17 protein-coding genes and 1 pseudogene are annotated in these 17773 nt (G+C 68.4%); 9 read left to right on the forward strand and 9 right to left on the reverse strand.

Annotation, left to right across the window (positions count from 1 at the left end; genetic code table 11):
• Positions 1 to 14 precede the first annotated feature (14 nt).
• The 4 genes from uvrC to G7043_RS42935 all read right to left on the reverse strand — a co-directional run bounded on the left by uvrC (position 15) and on the right by G7043_RS42935 (position 3474).
• Positions 15 to 1952: an excinuclease ABC subunit UvrC gene (gene uvrC, locus G7043_RS42920; RefSeq protein ID WP_166054621.1), complete on the reverse strand. Its 1938-nt coding sequence runs from the start codon at positions 1950 to 1952 to the stop codon at positions 15 to 17.
• Positions 1953 to 1994: 42 nt separating this feature from the next.
• Positions 1995 to 2465: a Rieske (2Fe-2S) protein gene (locus G7043_RS42925; protein ID WP_166054623.1), complete on the reverse strand. Its 471-nt coding sequence runs from the start codon at positions 2463 to 2465 to the stop codon at positions 1995 to 1997.
• Between the two features lie 106 nt (positions 2466 to 2571).
• Entirely contained in the window at positions 2572 to 2970 is a 399-nt protein-coding gene (locus tag G7043_RS42930; RefSeq protein ID WP_166054625.1) for a Rieske (2Fe-2S) protein, read from the reverse strand.
• Between the two features lie 9 nt (positions 2971 to 2979).
• The gene (locus G7043_RS42935) at positions 2980 to 3474 is read right to left on the reverse strand and encodes a hypothetical protein (RefSeq protein WP_109637855.1); all 495 of its coding nucleotides are present in this window, start codon (positions 3472 to 3474) and stop codon (positions 2980 to 2982) included.
• 382 nt (positions 3475 to 3856) lie between these two features.
• Here G7043_RS42935 and G7043_RS42940 point away from each other — a divergent pair, with 382 nt between their 5' ends.
• The 3 genes from G7043_RS42940 (at position 3857) to G7043_RS42950 (ending at position 6362) form a co-directional block, all read left to right on the forward strand.
• Entirely contained in the window at positions 3857 to 5290 is a 1434-nt protein-coding gene (locus G7043_RS42940) for a helix-turn-helix domain-containing protein (RefSeq protein ID WP_313888369.1), read from the forward strand.
• Entirely contained in the window at positions 5290 to 5766 is a 477-nt protein-coding gene (locus tag G7043_RS42945) for a hypothetical protein (RefSeq protein ID WP_166054630.1), read from the forward strand. The genes G7043_RS42940 and G7043_RS42945 overlap by 1 nt, the downstream gene beginning before the upstream one ends.
• Before the next feature lie 131 nt (positions 5767 to 5897).
• Entirely contained in the window at positions 5898 to 6362 is a 465-nt protein-coding gene (locus G7043_RS42950; protein ID WP_166054632.1) for a hypothetical protein, read from the forward strand.
• A gap of 68 nt (positions 6363 to 6430) precedes the next feature.
• On the opposite strand, the gene G7043_RS42955 is transcribed toward G7043_RS42950, so the two are convergent.
• On the reverse strand, positions 6431 to 7618 hold the full coding sequence (locus tag G7043_RS42955; RefSeq protein WP_207312487.1) for an RNA-guided endonuclease InsQ/TnpB family protein: 1188 nt from the start codon (positions 7616 to 7618) through the stop codon (positions 6431 to 6433).
• A 20-nt stretch (positions 7619 to 7638) separates the two neighbouring features.
• Between G7043_RS42955 and tnpA the strand changes: the two are divergent.
• Positions 7639 to 7899: pseudogene (gene tnpA, locus G7043_RS42960) on the forward strand (IS200/IS605 family transposase); the annotation flags it as partial.
• A gap of 81 nt (positions 7900 to 7980) precedes the next feature.
• Entirely contained in the window at positions 7981 to 8841 is an 861-nt protein-coding gene (locus G7043_RS47910) for a hypothetical protein (protein WP_207312488.1), read from the forward strand.
• Between the two features lie 54 nt (positions 8842 to 8895).
• On the opposite strand, the gene G7043_RS42970 is transcribed toward G7043_RS47910, so the two are convergent.
• Entirely contained in the window at positions 8896 to 9087 is a 192-nt protein-coding gene (locus tag G7043_RS42970; RefSeq protein ID WP_166054636.1) for a S1 RNA-binding domain-containing protein, read from the reverse strand.
• A gap of 179 nt (positions 9088 to 9266) precedes the next feature.
• Here G7043_RS42970 and G7043_RS42975 point away from each other — a divergent pair, with 179 nt between their 5' ends.
• Complete coding sequence (locus tag G7043_RS42975; protein ID WP_166054638.1) at positions 9267 to 10229, forward strand: helix-turn-helix transcriptional regulator; 963 nt, start codon at positions 9267 to 9269, stop codon at positions 10227 to 10229.
• Positions 10226 to 11143 (forward strand): sigma-70 family RNA polymerase sigma factor, encoded by a 918-nt coding sequence (locus tag G7043_RS42980; protein ID WP_166054640.1) that lies wholly within the window; start codon positions 10226 to 10228, stop codon positions 11141 to 11143. The genes G7043_RS42975 and G7043_RS42980 overlap by 4 nt, the downstream gene beginning before the upstream one ends.
• On the opposite strand, the gene G7043_RS42985 is transcribed toward G7043_RS42980, so the two are convergent.
• A complete protein-coding gene (locus G7043_RS42985; RefSeq protein WP_166054642.1) occupies positions 11103 to 12869 on the reverse strand; it encodes a LamG-like jellyroll fold domain-containing protein in 1767 nt (588 codons plus the stop codon). The two genes, G7043_RS42980 and G7043_RS42985, sit on opposite strands and share 41 nt — an antisense overlap.
• A gap of 196 nt (positions 12870 to 13065) precedes the next feature.
• Between G7043_RS42985 and G7043_RS42990 the strand changes: the two genes are divergently transcribed.
• Both G7043_RS42990 and G7043_RS42995 read left to right on the forward strand, forming a co-directional pair.
• A complete protein-coding gene (locus tag G7043_RS42990) occupies positions 13066 to 13785 on the forward strand; it encodes a sulfite exporter TauE/SafE family protein (RefSeq protein ID WP_166054645.1) in 720 nt (239 codons plus the stop codon).
• Complete coding sequence (locus tag G7043_RS42995) at positions 13782 to 14504, forward strand: hypothetical protein (protein ID WP_166054647.1); 723 nt, start codon at positions 13782 to 13784, stop codon at positions 14502 to 14504. The genes G7043_RS42990 and G7043_RS42995 overlap by 4 nt, the downstream gene beginning before the upstream one ends.
• Here the strand turns inward: G7043_RS42995 and G7043_RS43000 are convergent.
• Together G7043_RS43000 and G7043_RS43005 are read right to left on the reverse strand one after the other, a co-directional pair.
• On the reverse strand, positions 14413 to 15996 hold the full coding sequence (locus tag G7043_RS43000) for an alpha/beta fold hydrolase (RefSeq protein WP_166054648.1): 1584 nt from the start codon (positions 15994 to 15996) through the stop codon (positions 14413 to 14415). The genes G7043_RS42995 and G7043_RS43000 overlap by 92 nt on opposite strands.
• A gap of 124 nt (positions 15997 to 16120) precedes the next feature.
• Complete coding sequence (locus tag G7043_RS43005) at positions 16121 to 17722, reverse strand: alpha/beta hydrolase (protein ID WP_207312489.1); 1602 nt, start codon at positions 17720 to 17722, stop codon at positions 16121 to 16123.
• Positions 17723 to 17773: the final 51 nt, after the last annotated feature.

The following is a 17773-nucleotide window of genomic DNA, read 5'->3' on the forward strand; positions in this document are numbered from 1 at the left end:
CAGCCGGAGGATCGTCACGACACCGGCTTTCCATCGCCGGCCGAGCCCGCCGCGGCACCCGCGCTCGCCCCGGACAGGGTGGCCACCACCGCCTCGGCGGTGCGGCGGCCCACACCGGGGACCTCGCTGACTTCGTCCACTGTGGCCTGCTTGAGCTTGCGGACCGAGCCGAAGTGCTTGAGCAGCGCGGCTTTGCGGGTTTCGCCGAGGCCGGGCACGTCGTCCAGTTCGGAGACCGTCATGCGCTTGGAGCGCTTTTGGCGGTGGTAGGCGATGGCGAAGCGGTGCGCCTCGTCACGGACCCGCTGCAGCAGGTACAGGCCGTCGCTGGCGCGGGGCAGGATCACCGGGTCGGGCTCGCCGGGGACCCAGACCTCCTCCAGGCGCTTGGCCAGGCCGACGACCGCGACGTCGGTGATGCCCAGCTCGGCCAGGACGTCGGCGGCGGCGGTGGCCTGGGGGCCGGCGCCGTCGACCACCAGGAGGTTGGGCGGGTAGGCGAACTTGCGGGGCTTGCCGGTGTCCGGGTCGATGCCGGGGTTCGGGCCGCCGGACGCGGTTTCGCGCAGCATCGCCTGGAAGCGGCGGCGGACCACCTCGGCGATCGAGGCGACGTCGCCTTCGGTGGCGGCCTCGCGGATGGCGAAGCGGCGGTACTCCGACTTGCGGGCCAGGCCGTCCTCGAAGACGACCAGCGACGCCACCACGTCGGTGCCCTGGACGTGGCTGATGTCGATGCACTCGATGCGCAACGGCGCGGTGTCGAGCGCCAGCGCGTCCTGGATCTCCTGCAGGGCGGCCGAACGCGCGGTCAGGTCGCCGGCGCGGCGGAGCTTGTGCTGGGCGAAGGCCTCGGAAGCGTTGCGCGCCACCGTTTCCATCAACGCCCGTTTGTCACCTCGTTGGGGCACGCGCAGAACGACTCGCGAGCCGCGTTGTTCGGACAGCAGGTCTTCCAGCGCGGCGGCGTCGTCCGGCAGTACCGGGACCAGCACCTCGCGCGGGGTGTTCTCGGTGTTGTCGCCGTAGAACTGCATGATGAACTGGTCGACCAGCGCCGCGTCGTCGACCGCCTCCACCTTGTCCAGCACCCAGCCGCGCTGCCCGCGCACCCGGCCGCCGCGCACGTGGAAGACCTGGACCGAGACCTCCAGCTCGTCCTGCGCGAACGCCATCACGTCCGCGTCCGTGCCGTCGCCGAGCACGACGGCCTGCTTCTCCATCGCGCGACGCAGCGCGCCGAGGTCGTCGCGCAGCCGCGCGGCGCGTTCGAACTCCAACTCCTCGGCGGCCGAGGTCATCTCGCGTTCCAGCCGGCGGATCATGTGATCCGTCTTGCCCGCCAGGAAGTCGCAGAAGTCCTCGACGATCGCGCGGTGCTCGTCCGCCGACACCTTGCCGACGCACGGCGCCGAGCACTTGTCGATGTACCCGAGCAGGCACGGGCGCCCGATCTGGTTGTGCCGCTTGAAAACGCCGGCGGAGCACGTGCGCGCGGGGAACACGCGCAGCAACAGGTCCAAGGTCTCGCGGATGGCCCACGCGTGTGCGAACGGACCGAAGTACCGCACGCCCTTCTTGCGCGGACCGCGATACACGTGCAGCCGCGGGTAGTCCTCGAACAGCGTCACGGCGAGCACCGGATACGACTTGTCGTCGCGATACCGGACGTTGAACCGCGGGTCGAACTCCTTGATCCAGTTGTACTCGAGCTGCAGCGCCTCGACCTCGGTGGTGACGACGGTCCACTCGACGGAGGCGGCCGTCGTCACCATCTGCCGCGTGCGCGGGTGCAGCCCGGCGAGATCCGCGAAATAGGAGTTGAGCCTGCTGCGCAAGCTCTTCGCCTTGCCGACGTACACGACCCGGCCACCGGCGTCGCGGAACTTGTAGACGCCGGGAGCCTCAGGAATCGTGCCCACAGCGGGGCGGTACGTCGAGGGATCTGCCACGCCGACAAGACTATCGACGAGGTCTGACAAAAACAGAAAAGGTCAGGTCAGGACGATCTGGTCGCCGTCCACCTTCACCGCGACCGCACGCAGACCGGACGTCGCCGGCCCCTTCTTCACCGCGCCGTCCGCGGTGCCGAACTGGCTGCCGTGCGAAGGACAGGTGATGGTGCTGCCGGAAGGCTCCGCGACGATCGAACCCTGGTGCGGGCAGGTCGCGTCATAAGCCTTCACCTCGGTGGCGGAGATCCGCGCCACGACGATCTTCTTGCCACCAGGTGCGTCGACCACGGCGCCGCCGCCCTCGGGAACGTCCGCCAGCGCGACGAGTTTGGTCCCGGCGGAACCAGCGGATCCCGTGGATCCGGTGGGGGTCGAGCCGCCCTGCGCGGGTGTGGAACTGGTGCCGGGAGAAGTGGAGCTGCACGCGGTCACGAGCCCGCTGGGCACGGCGAGGGCCACCGCGATTCCGCACAGCGCCGCCCGCCTGTTGACCAGGCTTTCGGTGTTCACGACCGTTCCTCCGTGGTGGTGGGTGTCCGGGGTCACATCACAGCATTACGCGAAATGGTCACCGGAAGTTCAGCGTGAACACCAATGCACAGCAAACGCACAGGTCTCAAGCGAGCACCAAATCTTCACCGGAAAGCGTGATGGCAACCTCGGTCAACCCGGAAGTCGCAGGTCCTTTGCGGACGGCGCCCGAAGCGGGGTCGAAAGCGCTCCCGTGCAGCGGGCAGGTGATGACGCCACCGGCAGGAGGGTTGACCATGGAACCCACGTGCGGGCAAGCGGGGTTGAAAGCGCGGAATTCACCCGATCGAGGCTGCACGACCAACAGCTGGGCGTTGCCGGGCATGTCCACCAGCACGCCACTGCGGACGGGAACCGAGGCGGCGGAAGCCACGCGGTCCCCTGGCCGGGCGGTCCCCACACCACCCGTCTTGCGAGGAGCAGGCTCGCCACAGGCGCTCAACGCGGCGACGAGCCCACACAACAGCACTGAACGACGATCCACGAGCACCGATTATCGGCGCTGGTCCTCCGCGGCAGCCGTCCGGGCCAGTGCCAGCACGGCGGTGAACGGCGGGAACCAGTGGCGCGAGTGCGACGGCGGGTTCGCCCACCGCAGCGATCCGTACCTGGTCATCGTGGGTGGCAGCGCGATCCGGTGCGGGGATCGCACGAACTGGACCTCCGGTGGCGCCTTGAGGTGGGTCGGCAGCAACGCCACCAGCTCGGCCAGGAAGATCCAGTGTTCGCGGGGGCCGGGGATGACGGTGACGGGCCCGGCCAGCATGCGCGACTTCAGATCCGCCAGCACTCGCGATCCGATGCGCGCCGGCATGGCCAGCGCTGTCGTTGCGGGGCCTAGAGGTAGGAAGACTCCCTGCTCGGTGACGGTCACCTGCCAGCCGAGCAACCGGTAGCCGGCGACTGCCTCGCCGATCGCCCGTGCGTGTCCCCTGTTCTGTGGGATCCCGGCACTTCCGGTGCCGGTCTCCGCGGTCGTGATGCTCATCGGCGGTCGTCCTCCCCGGTGGTGGGTCAGGCACTGGCAGAACCACGGGGATCGGCCCGCGCCCCTGCGATGTGCAGGATGTGTCCCACTTCACGCCAACACCACTCGTCCGCTGCATGAGCCTCATGCAGCGGACGTATGAAGCTCATCCGCCGCACGGGGGCACCAGGACTGCGACACGCGAATTCATTACGTCTTATGCATGAGATGGATGGACTGACGATCACGTCTCCGTACACTTGGTGAACGCTCAGTGACGGGGGCGATGCCGATGGATACCGCGAGACCCAAATCCAGACGCGCTTGCCCGTGTGGGGCGTTCATCGCCGCCGACAACACCGATCGGCTGTGTCACCGGTGCCGCCGCAACGCTCGTGCGGACGTGCACGGACCACCTGAGGTCCCGAACGACTTCTGGGACCACCCCGCGATCGCGGCCGCCTGCACCGACCGCGACATGGGTGCGCTGATCTCCGCGTACCGGCACCACCCCCAGCACCTGAGCCGGGTCACGCAGGACCGCATGGCGGCCTGGCTCGGCATCAGCCAGGCGCAGCTCTCGCGTTACGAGTCGGGCGAGAACCAGATCGACCGCCTCGACCGGCTGCGCCACTTCGCGCTCGTGCTCGGTGTGCCGGGCGAACGACTGTGGTTCGACCGAGTCGTCATCCCAGCTCAGGTGGGCTCACCCGAAACGAGCCCACCAGACGTGCTCGCCGCCCCGTGGGAGGCGACGAGCATTGCCCGTTCGGTCGAAGAGACGGCGAGGAGCGACTTGGCGATCAGCAGACGAGCGGCGCTCGCGGGAGCCGCCGCGGTGACGGTGGGATCCGCACTGGTCGAGCCGCTGCAGAGGTGGTTGCACCCCCTGCAGAACCTGTCGAAGTGGTCGTCGCACTCGGCGATCAGCGAGGAGGAGCTCGTAGCCCTGCAGCGCGTGGCCGACGGCCTGCGCGGCTGGGGCGGCAGGGGCGGGTTCGGACTGGCGCGCAAAGCCGTGCTGGGTCAGCTCGACGAGCTGGCGGAACGACTGGGCCGCGCGCCTTCGGGCCCGACGACGGAACGCGCGTTCTTCATCGGCGCGGAACTGTCCAAGGTGGCGGCGAGCATGTCGTTCGACGCGGGCCTGCACAACGCGGCCCAGCGCTACTACGTGCTGGCCATCCGGATGGCCAAGGCCGGCCACAACGACGGCTTCGCGGCCCTGTGCCTCGCCGCCATGGCGAGGCAGATGTTCGACCTGGGCCGCCCGGAGGACGGATTGGAGCTGGTCCAACTCGGCCAGTACGGCACCCGCCGCACCGGCACACCCACTCTGAAAGCCCTGCTCCTCACCCGTGAGGCCTGGGCCTACGCCCAGATGGGCAAGACCAGGGAGTTCCACCAGGCCGTGGGCATGGCCCAGGACAGCTTCGCGCAGCGCGACGCGGACACCGAGCCGCGCTACCTGCACAGCTTCGACGAGGCCGAACTGGAAGGCGTGATCGGGGCACGGTGCCGCGACCTCGCCATGCACGACCCGGCTCAAGCGGTGTTCGCCGAACAACACATCCGGCGAGCCCTGGAGCTGCGGGACCCGTCGAAGGTGCGCAACCGCGCGTTCGACGTGATCGGACTGGCGCGCACCAAGATGGTCGCGGGAGACCCGGAGGCGGCGTGCGGGTTGATCAACGAAGTCCTGCCGACGGCGGCGAAGCTCTCTTCCGGGCGCGTTCTTCGCAAACTGGAGGATTTCGCCAAGGAAGCGGCACGGCACCGCCACATCCCCGCCGTGCAGGACACCCGCGACGCGATCAGAGCGATCCGGACGGCTTGATGCGCGTCGGCATCACCGGGCACAGCAACCTGGTCCCCGAGTGCGTCCCGGCCGTCCAGGCCGCGATCACCGAGGTGCTGGACGGGCTGGGCCACCCCCTGGTCGGCGTCACCTGCCTGGCGCCGGGCGCCGACCAGGTCTTCGCCCGTGCCGTCCTGGACCTCGGCGGCCAGGTCGAGGTCGTCCTACCGGCCCTCGACTACCGCGACCGCCTCAAACCGCACCAGCTGGCCGACTACGACGAACTGCGCGCGGCCGCCACCGTGGTCAGCGTCCTGCCGCACATGTCGTCGGGACGCCTCGCCTACGTGGCCGCCAACGAACGCATGCTCGCCTCGGTCGAGATGCTCGTGGCGGTGTGGGACGGCGTGCCGGCCCAGGGCAAGGGCGGCACGGCGGACGTCGTGGAACAGGCACGGGCGAGCGGCGTGCCGATCGAGGTGGTCTGGCCACCGGAGGCCCGCCGGAAGTCTTGAGCGTGGTCCGATGCGAATCGGACCACGTACCGAGACACCACTACTCCAGCTGAGGGAAGTTCGTCGGCAACCGGACCAACTCAGCCCGCAGCCCTAGCCCCACCCACCTACCTTGATCACGATTTCAGGGCATGGCAGCCGAACCGTTCGCCCGCCTGGCCGACCGCCAGCACGCGCTGCGAACAGCCCTCCGAGCCCTCCAAGCCGCGGGCCCCGGCAGCCCGGACTTCCCCGCACTCCTCGCGGACACGAACCGCGAAGTCGAAGCCGTGATGCAGGCCCGCCGAGACGTGGAGTCCGCAAGGCTGACCGTCCCGAACCGCGCAATCGCCGCAGCCACCTCCACGGCGGCGCTGGTCGTCGCGGTCGGCTGGTTCGACGCCTGGTCGCTGCTCTCCCTCCTGCTGGCCGTCGCCACGGCCGCGGCGGTCCTCGTGGACCCCACCGGCCGCAAGATCTGGGAACCTCGGGCCAGGACCACGGCCATCACCGCGGCTCTGGTGGCCACCCTGCTCACCCCGCTCGCGAACGGCTGGGCGACCCTCGTCACCGCGCTGGGAATCGCCTGGTGGGCCTGGAGGACGCTCAAGTCATGAACTCGTCCCTGAAGGAACGAGCTTGCCAACCGCCGCAAGCGGCGGTTTCCAGGCTTGCTGCTGCCGTCCTAGCTGGCTGCCAGGATGGGCGCTGCGTCTGGGCGCATGACTTCGCCCCAGCGCACGACACCACGAGCCGCGATGTTGTGCGCTGCGTTGTGGTCGGCGTGCCCAACGAAGTCACACCGGCCACAATGGAATACCGCCTGACTGCGGCGGTTGCGTTTGTCAACGTGCCCGCAGGCATGGCAGGTCTGCGAGGTGTAGGCCGGATCGACCTGCGCCAACACCACACCAGCCTGCTGGGCCTTGTAGGTCAGGAACTGACCGAGTTGAGCGAACGCCCAGGAATGCAGCGTGGCCCGTTGGGGCTTGCGAAGCCGTACCCGGTCGCGGATTCCCGTCAGTTCCTCGACGGCGATCCCGCGTCCGGTGCGTTCAGCCTCGGCCACGATGGTCTTGCTGATCCGGTGGTTCACGTCGGCCGCGAACCGTGCCTCCTTGCGGTGGCGTTTCTTCAGCAGCCGTCGCGCGGAGGAGGTCTTCTTGGCCTGCAACCGCTTCCGGATTCGTTGCTGCCGCTTGCAGTAGCGGTTCAGGCGCGCCCCGGAAAACCGGTCACCGTCAGAGGTGGTCGCGATGTTGACGATGCCCAGGTCGACCCCGAGGAACCCGTTTGCCGGGTCCTGCTGAGCGGCCTCGGGATTCTCGACCACGGCGTGCAGCAGCCACACTCCGTCCCGGTGCAGCAGATCGGTTTCTCCGATCGCCGTTCGGGAGCGCAGCAGGGCGAGATGCCCGGGATTTCCGACGATCCGCACGTTGCGGAGTCGACCGGCGGTGGTCCAGACAGATACCGTGCCCTCGCGGCCCACATCGCCGAGCTGCCAGGACAGGCAGCGGGCGTCGAACGGCTGCGCCGCGTGCAGGCGGAAGACGATCGGGGTGTTCTCGACCTTTCGGCGTCGGTCCGACCCTGGCGGCCCGTAGTTGCCGGCCGTGAGGTTGGCCCGCAATGTCGTGTAGGCGTCCACGGTCTTGCCGATCACCCGGATCGCGGGCTGCGCGCCCAGCCCGAACTGTTCCCGCAGTTCGGTGTAGAAGCGTTTGTGCACGTCGAACTTCCGGAACACGCGGTGGGTGCGCATCTGGCCGGAGAGCCAGGATGCGGCGGCGTTGCAGGTGTGCAGGGTGGCCAGCAGCGCCGACGCCTGCTCGGGCGTAGGCAGCAACCGCACCTGCACGACCTGCTTCACGTTGGTCATCATACGTATGCGCCGTCCTGGGCGCGGAGCTGCGCGAGTTCAGCGGCGAGACCGACCACGTGCGCTACCCGCCCAGTCTGGCCCTGCCTACACTGGTCAACAGTCTCAAAGGCGTCTCCTCTCAACGCCTGCGGCAGGAATTCTCCGCGCACATCTGCCAATGCCTGTGGGGGCAGCACTTCGTGTCGCCCTCCTACTTCGCCGGGTCGTGCGGTGGTGCGCCCTTGTCCGCCCTCAAGGAGTACATCGACCAGCAGAAGCGTCCCGACTGACGGCCCACTACGCGGGCAGCGCAAGCCGGGATCGGCTCGTCCTGGCCGTGAACGACCAGGCTTCCGCCGATTGGAGGCCAAATGAAGAACATCGACCCGGTCAAGGCACTGGACGACAAGGTCGAGCGCCTCAAGAAGGACGTCAACCAGCTCACCACGCGGATCGAGAACGGCCAAACCGAAGCCGCCCAACAACAACTGAGCACGAACAACCAGTTCCGGGACACCACCCGCAAGATCGCCAAGACCAACGAGCGGGTCACCGAACTGGCGGAGAGCGTCCACCGCCTCGAACGGCTCCTGGTGGCGCTGAACCGGAAGGTCAGGGCGAGCGAGACCCAGAAGGCGGACTTCGACAGCTGGCCGGAAATACCCAAACCCCTGATCGCCAAGATCCTGGCCGGCCAGGAAGCCTACGCGCGCAAGGCTTTCACCCCGCAGGAAGCCAAGGACACCCGCAAGGCCATCGCCGAGTACGACCGCAGGGCGGCGGAGGCGATCGACGCGGCCGAGGCGCTGACCACCCTGCCCGCGAACGCGGAAGCGTTGTGGCGCAAGAAGTACAAGCAGTGGCGGGCGATCACCGAGCACGAGCGGCCGCAACCACCCGACGAAAACACGCACGCCAGGGACACCGCTGCCAAGTCAGCGGGGAACGAGGCCGTGGCGGAGGCACGGCAGAAGATCCGCAGCCGCATCGAGGACGCGGTCGCGCGCGATCTGCTGTTCCCGGCGTGGTTCGAGAACATGCTCGGACCGGCCGCACCGCCCGGCAAAGCGGACGATTGGCTTTACACCGCAACGGATGTCGTGTTGTACCGGCTGCTGCACGACGTCACGAGCCCGGCGGACGCGCTCGGTTCGCCGCCCCAGGAACAGGGGCACCGCCGAACGCTCCACGACCGTCTGATCGTGGAGTGCGCGAACTACCGCAAGCCCTGAAAACGCGGCAAGCCGTGAAAACGCGGGCAGGGCGCCTCTGCCCGCGCACTCACGTCACGCCAGCTCCAGGCTGAAACGCTGCTGTTCAGCGTCCACCGCGAGCACCTTCACCTGCACCGAGGCACCTACCGCGGCCTGTTGGCCGTGCAGGAGCCCGTGTGCACCGGCGGGGTGCTCGACGAAGGAACCGAAGGGAACGGTCGAGACGACCTTCCCCGAAAAGACATCACCAACGTTGGGAAGCATTGCGCATCACCTCCTCTCCCAAGCGCATCTCCAACTGAGAAGCGCGGGATCCGGAGGGGCCCTGATCAAGTCAGGGCCGGGCAACCGTTCCGCTCACGGCACAAGGCCGACCCGGCAGTCATGACACGAACCCTAACCATCACAGGCCGTTGTCCGCAACGGAATCTAGACTTCCTCACATGCTGGAGACGTCCGCACGGCTGCTGAAGCTCCTCTCGCTGTTGCAGGTGCGGCGCGACTGGACGGGTCCCGAGCTCGCGGACCGGCTCAGCGTCGACGTCCGCACGATCCGCCGCGACGTCGACAAGCTCCGCAGCCTCGGCTACCCCGTCACGTCGCTGCCCGGCGCGACCGGTGGCTACCAGCTCGGGGCCGGCGCCGAACTCCCGCCGTTGCTGCTCGACGACGACGAAGCCGTGGCCGTCGCGGTCGGACTCAGGACCGCCGCGAACGGCACGATCGCGGGCATCGAGGAGACGTCGATCAGGGCGCTCACCAAGCTGGAACAGGTCCTGCCGAGCAGGCTGCGCAGACGGGTCCAGGCGCTCCAGGCGCACACCACTCCCCTGATCGCCGCGGGTCCGACCGTCGATCCGGAAACGCTGACGATCATCGCCGCGGCCTGTCGCGACCACCAGCAGCTGCGGTTCACCTACGCCTCAACGCGCGGCGAGCCGGCGAAACGGCTCGTGGAACCGCAAGGGCTCGTGCACACCGGCCGCAGGTGGTATCTCGTCGCGTGGGACGTGTCCAAAGAGGACTGGCGCACGTTCCGGGTCGACCGCATCACCACCGAACCCACTCCCGCCGCCCGTTTCGTGCCCCGCGAGCCACCGGCGGAAAGCCTGGCCGAGTTCGTGTCGCGCCAGGTCGCGTCCAGCGTCTACACCTACCAGGCGGTGCTGACGATCAAGGCCCCGCTGCAGACCGTCGCCGAACGCACGTCCCCGATGTCCGTTTCGCTGGAACCGATCGACGAGAACTCCTGCCTGATGCGCACCGGCGCGGAGTCGCTCGACCGGATGGTGTTCCACCTGCTGTTCATCGGGCTCGACTTCGAGGTGCACGAGCCGAAAGAACTCGCGGACCACATCGGATTGCTCATCACCCGCCTGCAGAACGCGATTACAGTGCAAGAGTGACAGTGGACTTCGCGACCGCCGCGGACCCGTTCCGCCGGGAACTGCTCGCGCACTGCTACCGGATGCTCGGCTCGCTGCACGACGCCGAGGACCTGGTGCAGGAGACGTACCTGCGCGCGTGGAAGGCGTACGGCCAGTTCGAGGGCCGCTCGTCGGTGCGCACCTGGCTGTACCGGATCGCGACGAACGTCTGCCTCACCGCGCTCGACACACGCACCAAACGGCCGCTGCCGTTCGGGTTGACGACCAGCGCGACCGAGCGCGACCCGCTGACCCAGGATCACGAGATCCCGTGGCTGGAACCGTTCCCGACCGACCCCGCCGCGATCGTCACGGAACGCGAGTCCACCCGGCTGGCGTTCGTCGCGGCGCTCCAGCACCTGCCGCCACGCCAGCGCGCGGTGCTGATCCTGCGCGACGTCCTGAGGATGTCCGCCGCCGAGACCGCCGATGAGCTCGACATGACCGTGGCGGCCGTCAACAGCGCTCTGCAACGGGCCCACGCGCAGCTCAAGGACCTCACCGAGGAACAGGTCACCGAGCCCGCGGACGCCAAGCCGCTGCTCGACCGGTGGGTGAAAGCGTTCGAGGCCAAGGACATCCCGGCGATCATCGGGATGTTCGCCGAGGACGTCGTCTGGGAGATGCCGCCGTACCCGCAGTGGTACCTGGGCCCGGAAATGGTCGCGTGGCACCTCGCGAACCAGTGCCCGGCCGTGCCGCACGGCGCCAGGATGATCGCCGCGGAAGCGAACGGCCAACCCGCTTATGGGCTTTACCTGCGCGCAGAAGACGGTGTGTTCCGGCCGTTCAACCTCCAGGTCCTGGAGATCGCGACCGACCGGATCACGCGCGTCTCGTCGTTCTTCGACCTCAGTCTGTTCCCGCGATTCGGGCTGCCTTCGATCGCATGAACTCGGAACGGTCCAGCGGCCGGTTCACGACCCGCAGGTCGCCGATCCAGCCGTGCAACGACTTCTCGACGATCTTGTTGTACGCGTAGGCACCGACGAGCCACGGATCACCGGCGGTCGAGATGCCGCGCGCCGGTGTGGAAGGGTTGCGCAGCAAGGGAGATCCGTCGACGTAGAGCGTGGTGTGCGTACCGTCGTTCACCACCGCGACGTGCCACCACGTCTCGTAGTGCATCTCGTGGCCCCAGTTCGTGGAGATGCCCGCCTGGTTGCGCGGGAACACCGCCCACTGCAGCGCACCGCCATCCGCGAGGTTCAGCGTCGCGATCGGCTCGCTCGGGTCGTCAGCGGTCTTGCCGGCCGCCGTTCCGGGCGCGAGCTTGGTGAACAGGCCGCACCACGGGTGGTCGAAGTCCGCGGGCAGCTTGAGGAACAGCTCGATCGTGTACCCGCGCTCGAACGTCTCGCGGTTGATCGGCGCGGAATCCACAGTGGACAGGTAGCCGTTCTTGCCGAAGTACAGCGAACGGTGCGACGGCGCGAACCGGTGATGATCATCGCCTGGAGCCAGCGTCCCGGTCTGCTTGAGGTCGTTCCCGTTGCCCGACAGGTCCTTCAGCCCTTCCCCGAGCCGCCAGTACGCGACCGTGCCGCGCACCAGCACGTCGCGCACGGGTTGAGCGGGAGGCAGCACCGGCGGGTCGAAGCGCGCGAACCGCTGTTCGAAGTCGATCGGCACGCTGAACCTGTCGGCCGGGCCGGTCAGTTCGGTCTCGTTGCGTTCCAACGGGTTGAGCGACCTCTTGCCGAGCAGCCACGGCGACAGCGTGCGCACGTCGATCGTCTTGCGGTCCAGGTCGAAGTGGTACAACCGGATCATCGCGCCGCCGCCGTAGTAGCGGTCCTGGTAGTTCGTGATGTGCACGTGCACGTCGTTGCCGGCGGTGTTGCGCAACGTCGCCCGCGCCGGCGGCCAGAAGTGCCCGTTCAACGTCAGGAAGATCTGGTCGTTGTCCTTGATCAGCTCGTCCCACAGCTTGCGGCCGTAGTCGGACATCACCGCGGCACCGTCACCGCCGTCGTGGACCAGCTCGTGCGTGGTGAGGATGACGGGCAGCTTCGCGTGCTGCCGCAGAACCGACCGCGCCCACTCGAAACCCTTGGCGGACATGCGCCAGTCCAGCGCGAGCACCAGCCACTCCTTGCCGCCCGCGCGGAACACGTGGAACGAGTTGTACCCGTCCGCGCTCGCACCGCGGAACGTCGGCGAGTCGCGGAACCGCTGCGGCCCGAACCGGTCCAGGTACGGCGTGCGGCCGCGCTGGTCGTCGGTGCGCGAGTCCGGCAGGTCGTGGTTGCCCGCGAGGACGCTGTACCCGACCCGGCGGCGGTCGAGCACCTCGAACCGCTCGCTGATGTCGTCGATCTCGCTCTTCTGCCCGTTCTCGACGAGGTCGCCGAGGTGGCTGACGAAGACGATGTTCTCGGACTTCCGGCGGTCGACCAGGTACTGCAGGGTCGCCTTCAACGGCGCCGGGTCGCCCCGGTCGAGATCGAACATGTACTGCGTGTCCGGGATCACGGCGAGCGTGAACCGCCGCGCCTCAGGGTCCGGCCGCCCGCCGCCGACAACGATGTCAGCGCTTGCGGAACCGGGCGTGACCAGGGCGGCAGCGGCGGCGGTCGCACCGGTGCCGAGCAGGAAGGAACGACGGGACGCAGTCATGGCGCGGAGCGTAAGTGCGCTTCACCAACACCACGCGAACAGCAAGCAAAGCTTGGCCTGCCGAGTGCACGCGGGGAGCTTTCGTTCACTTGGAGCGCACGCGGGGCCCCCGCGTGCTGCGTGACAGCACGCGGGGGCCTTTCGTACTGCGTGACAGTACGAAAGCTCCCCGCGTGCGTCGATAGCATGGCTAACTATGTCTTGGGGGTTGCTGGCGGTGGCCGGGGTGGTTGTCGCGCTCGGCGGGGTGTTGCAAGGGTTGATCGGGTTTGGACTGGCACTGATCGTGGTGCCGATCCTCGCGTTGCTGGATCCGGCTTTGCTGCCGGTGCCGGTGCTCATGGTCGCCACTGCGCACGCGTCGATGTCGCTGGTGAGGGAGTTCGCCGACGTCGACTGGCGCGGCGTCGGCTGGGCGATGCTGGGCAGGCTGCCGGGCACGGTCGTCGGGATCCTGATCGTCGACGCGCTCGACCCGAAGGGCTTCGGTCTCGTGGTCGGCGGCTCGGTGTTGGCGTGTGTGCTGCTGTCCATCACCGCCTGGCGCCCGCAACCGGAGCCGAAATCGCTGGTCACCGCAGGGTTCGCGAGCGGCTCGTTCGGCACGGCGACGGCGGTGGGCGGGCCGATGGTCGCGCTGCTCTACCAGAACCAGGCCGGACCGCAGGTCAGGGCGACGCTGGCGGCCTTCTTCGTGCTCGGCTCGGGTGCCTCGATCGTCGGACTGCTCGCGGCCGGGCAGGTGCACGCACACCAGCTGTGGGCGGGGCTCGCGCTGATCCCGTTCCTGGTGGCCGGGTTCCTGCTGTCCGGGCCGTTGCGCAAGCGGTTCGACGCGGGCGGGATCCGCACGCCGATGCTGATCGTGGCGGGCGCCAGCGCGGTGGTGCTGATCGTGCGGAGCGCACTCCTGTGATCTATTGGTTCTCGGGCGCGCTGGCGGCGGTTCTGCTTCTGCTCGCCGTGGCACCACGGCCCGCGTGGGTGGCGCTTGCGATCGCCGGAGCGGGGGCGTTCGCGGCCGTCGAGGCGGTGCCGAGCGCACCCCCCTCTTGGCCCGGCTGTCCCAACGGCGCCAGCGCGTGCATTCAGATCGGCTGGTACACCGGCGAGGAAGACCACGAGCCGAGCTTCATCAGGTTTCTCTACGACTGGCCCACCGTCCCGGCCTGGCTGGTCGTCGCCGGCGTACTGGGCTGGGCGATCCGGCGCCGCAGCTGGCGAACAGCGATCGCCAGCGCGGTCTACGGCGCGGCGGTGTTCGTCATGCCGTACGAAGCCCCGATCGTGCTTCTCGCGGCTGCGGCGGCTGCGATCGGACCGCGCAGGGACGCCCACTACCTCGCCGGTGTCGGGCTCTTCGCACTCGCGTGGACGGACCTGCCGTGGACGTTGCTGATCACGATCACCGTCACGCTCGCCCTCGGAATCCGGGCCGTGGCAACGAAGAACGGCGTCAACGCGGCCGCGGCCCTGGTTTCTTTGGCCTCGGCCCCGCTGACGCCGTTCCTCAGTGCGGGAGTGCTGCTGACAACCGTGTTGATCAGGCGAACGGCTGCACGTTCGGCTGGAACACCGAACCCTCGGCCGGCGCGACCAGATCAACCAGGTACTTCGCCACCGCCGCGTCCGTAGCGGCCGAGCGGCCGAGGATGCAGTGGCCGAACGAGTCGACGCTGATCAGGCGAGCGTTGCCGAGCTGCTTGGCCATGCGCTGCGAGAACAGGTACTGCGTCGCCGGGTCGTAGTAGTTGCCCACCACGACGATCGGGTTCGCCGTCTTGCGGTTCCACGGGCCGATCCAGCGGTCCGGGTTGCGCGTCGGCCACGTCGGGCAGGCGAGCAGGTCGGACGCGGCCTGGGAACGGCCGAACGTCGGCGACTGCTTCTCCCACTTCGCCGCCGTCTGCTCCCACAGGCGGTTGGTGCGGGCGAACGGCTTGTCGGTGCAGTTCACCGCGAAGTACGAGTCGTCCGCGGTGTACGGGGTGTCCGGCAGCGGGTCCACGTCGTAGCGGCCGGCACCGTTGTTCAGCGGCGCGGCGAGCTCCACCGCGGTCTGGACGCTGAGAACACCGGCAACACCGGGGTTCAGTGCGACGTGGACGCTCTGCAGCCACGCGACCAGGGCCGCGAAGCGCGGCACCGAGTAGAGGTCACCCGACACGCGGCCGATCACGTCGGCCAGCGTCACCTTGGTGCCGTTGGGCAACGTCGCGGGGCCGGCCGCCAGGGCCTTCTTCATGGCCTCGAACTTGCCGCGCGCATCGCCGGCGAACGCGCACTTCGCCACACCCGCGCTGTCACAACGCTTCAGCATCGCGTCCAGCGCGATCTCGAAGCCCTGCGCGCGCTGGCGGTCGTACTCGGTGCCGTTGGTCAGGCGCAGCTGCGGGTCGACGTTGCCGTCGATCACGATCGCCCGAGACTTCGACGGGAAGATGTTGGCGTACGTCGAGCCGATCAGCGTGCCGTACGAGAAACCGACGAAGTTCAGCTGCTTGTCGCCGACGGACTCGCGCATGACGTCGAGGTCGCGCGCGACGGCCTCGGTCGACATGTGGTTGAGCAGCGGGCCGGCGTTGATCTTGCAGTACGCGCTGTAGTCCTTGGCCGCGGTGATCGAACTGCTGATCTCCGCCTTGGTGGTGGGCAGGCTGTACCAGCCCGCGTTCACCGCGTCGGACTCCTCCTGGGTGCGGAAGCAGCGCAGCGGCGCGCTGCGGGCCACGCCACGCGGGTCGAAGCCGATGATGTCGAACCTGTCCAGCACGGCAGGCTGGAAGTAGTTCTTGGCGATGGCGCCGCGGATCAGGCCGGAACCGCCGGGGCCACCGGGGTTGAGGAAGATCGAGCCGATCTTGCGGGACGGGTCGTTCGCCGGCCGCTTCATCATCGCGATGCCGGTCTTCTCACCGCGCGGGCGCGAGTGGTCGACGGGCACTTCCTGGGTGGTGCAGGAGAGCCGGGCACGTTCTTCGGGCGTCACGGTCGCCGGAAGCGTGGCCAGGACGTCTGCCGCGCACTGCCCCCAGGCAGCGGGTCTGACGACGGAGGCCTCGGTCTGGGCGGAAGCGGTGCCCAGACCGGTAACTGCGGTGCCGAGCACGAGCGCACTCGTGATCAAGACACGGACTGCGGAAGATGACGTCACGGATGCACCCCATCACCGACGGTGCACCGTTTGTACCCGTCGTTCGGAGGGTTGTGTCCCAGAGACGACAAGGACACAACCCTTCCTCACGGACGAATCAGAACGGTTGGACGTTCGGCTGGTAGACCGATCCGTTCACCGGAGCGGTGAGGTCGACCAGGTAACGGGTCACCGCCGCGTCGGCACCGGCCGAGTCACCGAGGATGCAGTGACCGAACGCGTCGACGCTGATCAGCCGCGCGTTGCCGAGCTGCTTGGCCATGCGCTGCGAGAACAGGTACTGCGTCGCCGGGTCGTAGTAGTTGCCCACCACGACGATCGGGTTCTTGGTCTTGCGGTTCCACGGGCCGATCCAGCGGTCCGGGTGGCGCGCCGGCCACGTCGGGCAGGTCAGCAGGTCGGACGCCGCCTGGTAGCGGCCGAACGTCGGCGACTCCTTCTCCCACTTGGCCGCCGTCGAAGCCCAGTTGCGGTTCGACTTCGTGAACGGCTTGTCGGTGCAGTTCACCGCGTAATACGAGTCGTCGCTGGTGTACGGCGTTTCCGGCAGCACGCGCACGTCCGCGCGACCGCTGAGGTTGTTCAGCATCGGAACGTCCACAACGGACTGAACGGCCAAAGCCGCAGCGGCCGACGGGTTCTGCGCGGCGTGGATCGACTGCAGCCAGGTCGTCAGGGCCTTGAACGTCGGCGGGCTGTACAGGTTGCTCGCCGTGCGGCCGACGAGGTCGGTCAGCGTGACGACAACACCGCCGGGCAACGTCGTGGGGCCCTTGCGCAGGTTCTCGCGGATGTTGTCGAACTTCTTGCGAGCACCACCGGCGAACGCGCACTTCTCCACGCCGACCGAGTCACAACGCTTGAGCATCGCGTCCAACGCGATCTCGAAACCGCGAGCACGCTCACGGTCGTACTGCGCGCCGTTGGTCAGACGCAGCTGCGGGTCGACGTTGCCGTCCAGGACCAGCGCACGCGACTTGGCTGGGAAGATGTTCGCGTAGGTCGCGCCGAGCAGCGTGCCGTACGAGAAGCCGACGAACGTCAGCTGGCGGTCGCCGACGGCCTCGCGCATGACGTCGAGGTCGCGGGCGACGGCCTCGGTCGACATGTGGTTGAGCAGTGGGCCGGCGTTGATCCCGCAGTAGTCGGTGTAGACCTTGGACTGCCGGATGGAGCTCGCGATCTCGTCCTTGGTGATCGGCAGCGCGAACCAGCCCTCGTTGACCGCGTCGGCCTCCTCCTGGGTGCGGAAGCAGCGCAGCGGCGCGCTGCGGCCGACACCGCGCGGGTCGAAGCCGATGAGGTCGAACTTCTCGAGGATCTCCGGGGTGAAGAAGCTGGAGCCGTACGCGCTGTAGATCAGGCCGGCGCCACCGGGGCCGCCGGGGTTGATGAACAGCGAGCCGATCTTCTTCGCCGGGTTCAGCGCCGGGCGCTTCATCATGATGACGCCCGTCTTGTCACCACGCGGGCGCGAGTGGTCGACGGGCACTTCCTGGACGGCACAGCTGACCTTGTCGCGCTGGGCGGCGGGAATCTCCGCGAGCACGTCGGCCGCGCACGGTCCCCACGCGGCAGGTCTGGCGGTGGATGCGGCTTCGGGCTGGGCCGAGGCGGCGCCCAGACCGGAGATGACGGTGCCGAGCGCGAGCGCACTGACAAGCGCCACGCGCACGGCACGCGTAGTTGCAGGAGTCATCGATGCAGCCCATCACTGTCGACGGACCGCTTGTACCCGCCTATCGGAGGG

Origin of the sequence: Lentzea alba, assembly GCF_011067745.1 — a bacterium.
In the GTDB taxonomy this organism is placed as follows: Bacteria; Actinomycetota; Actinomycetes; order Mycobacteriales; family Pseudonocardiaceae; genus Lentzea; species Lentzea alba.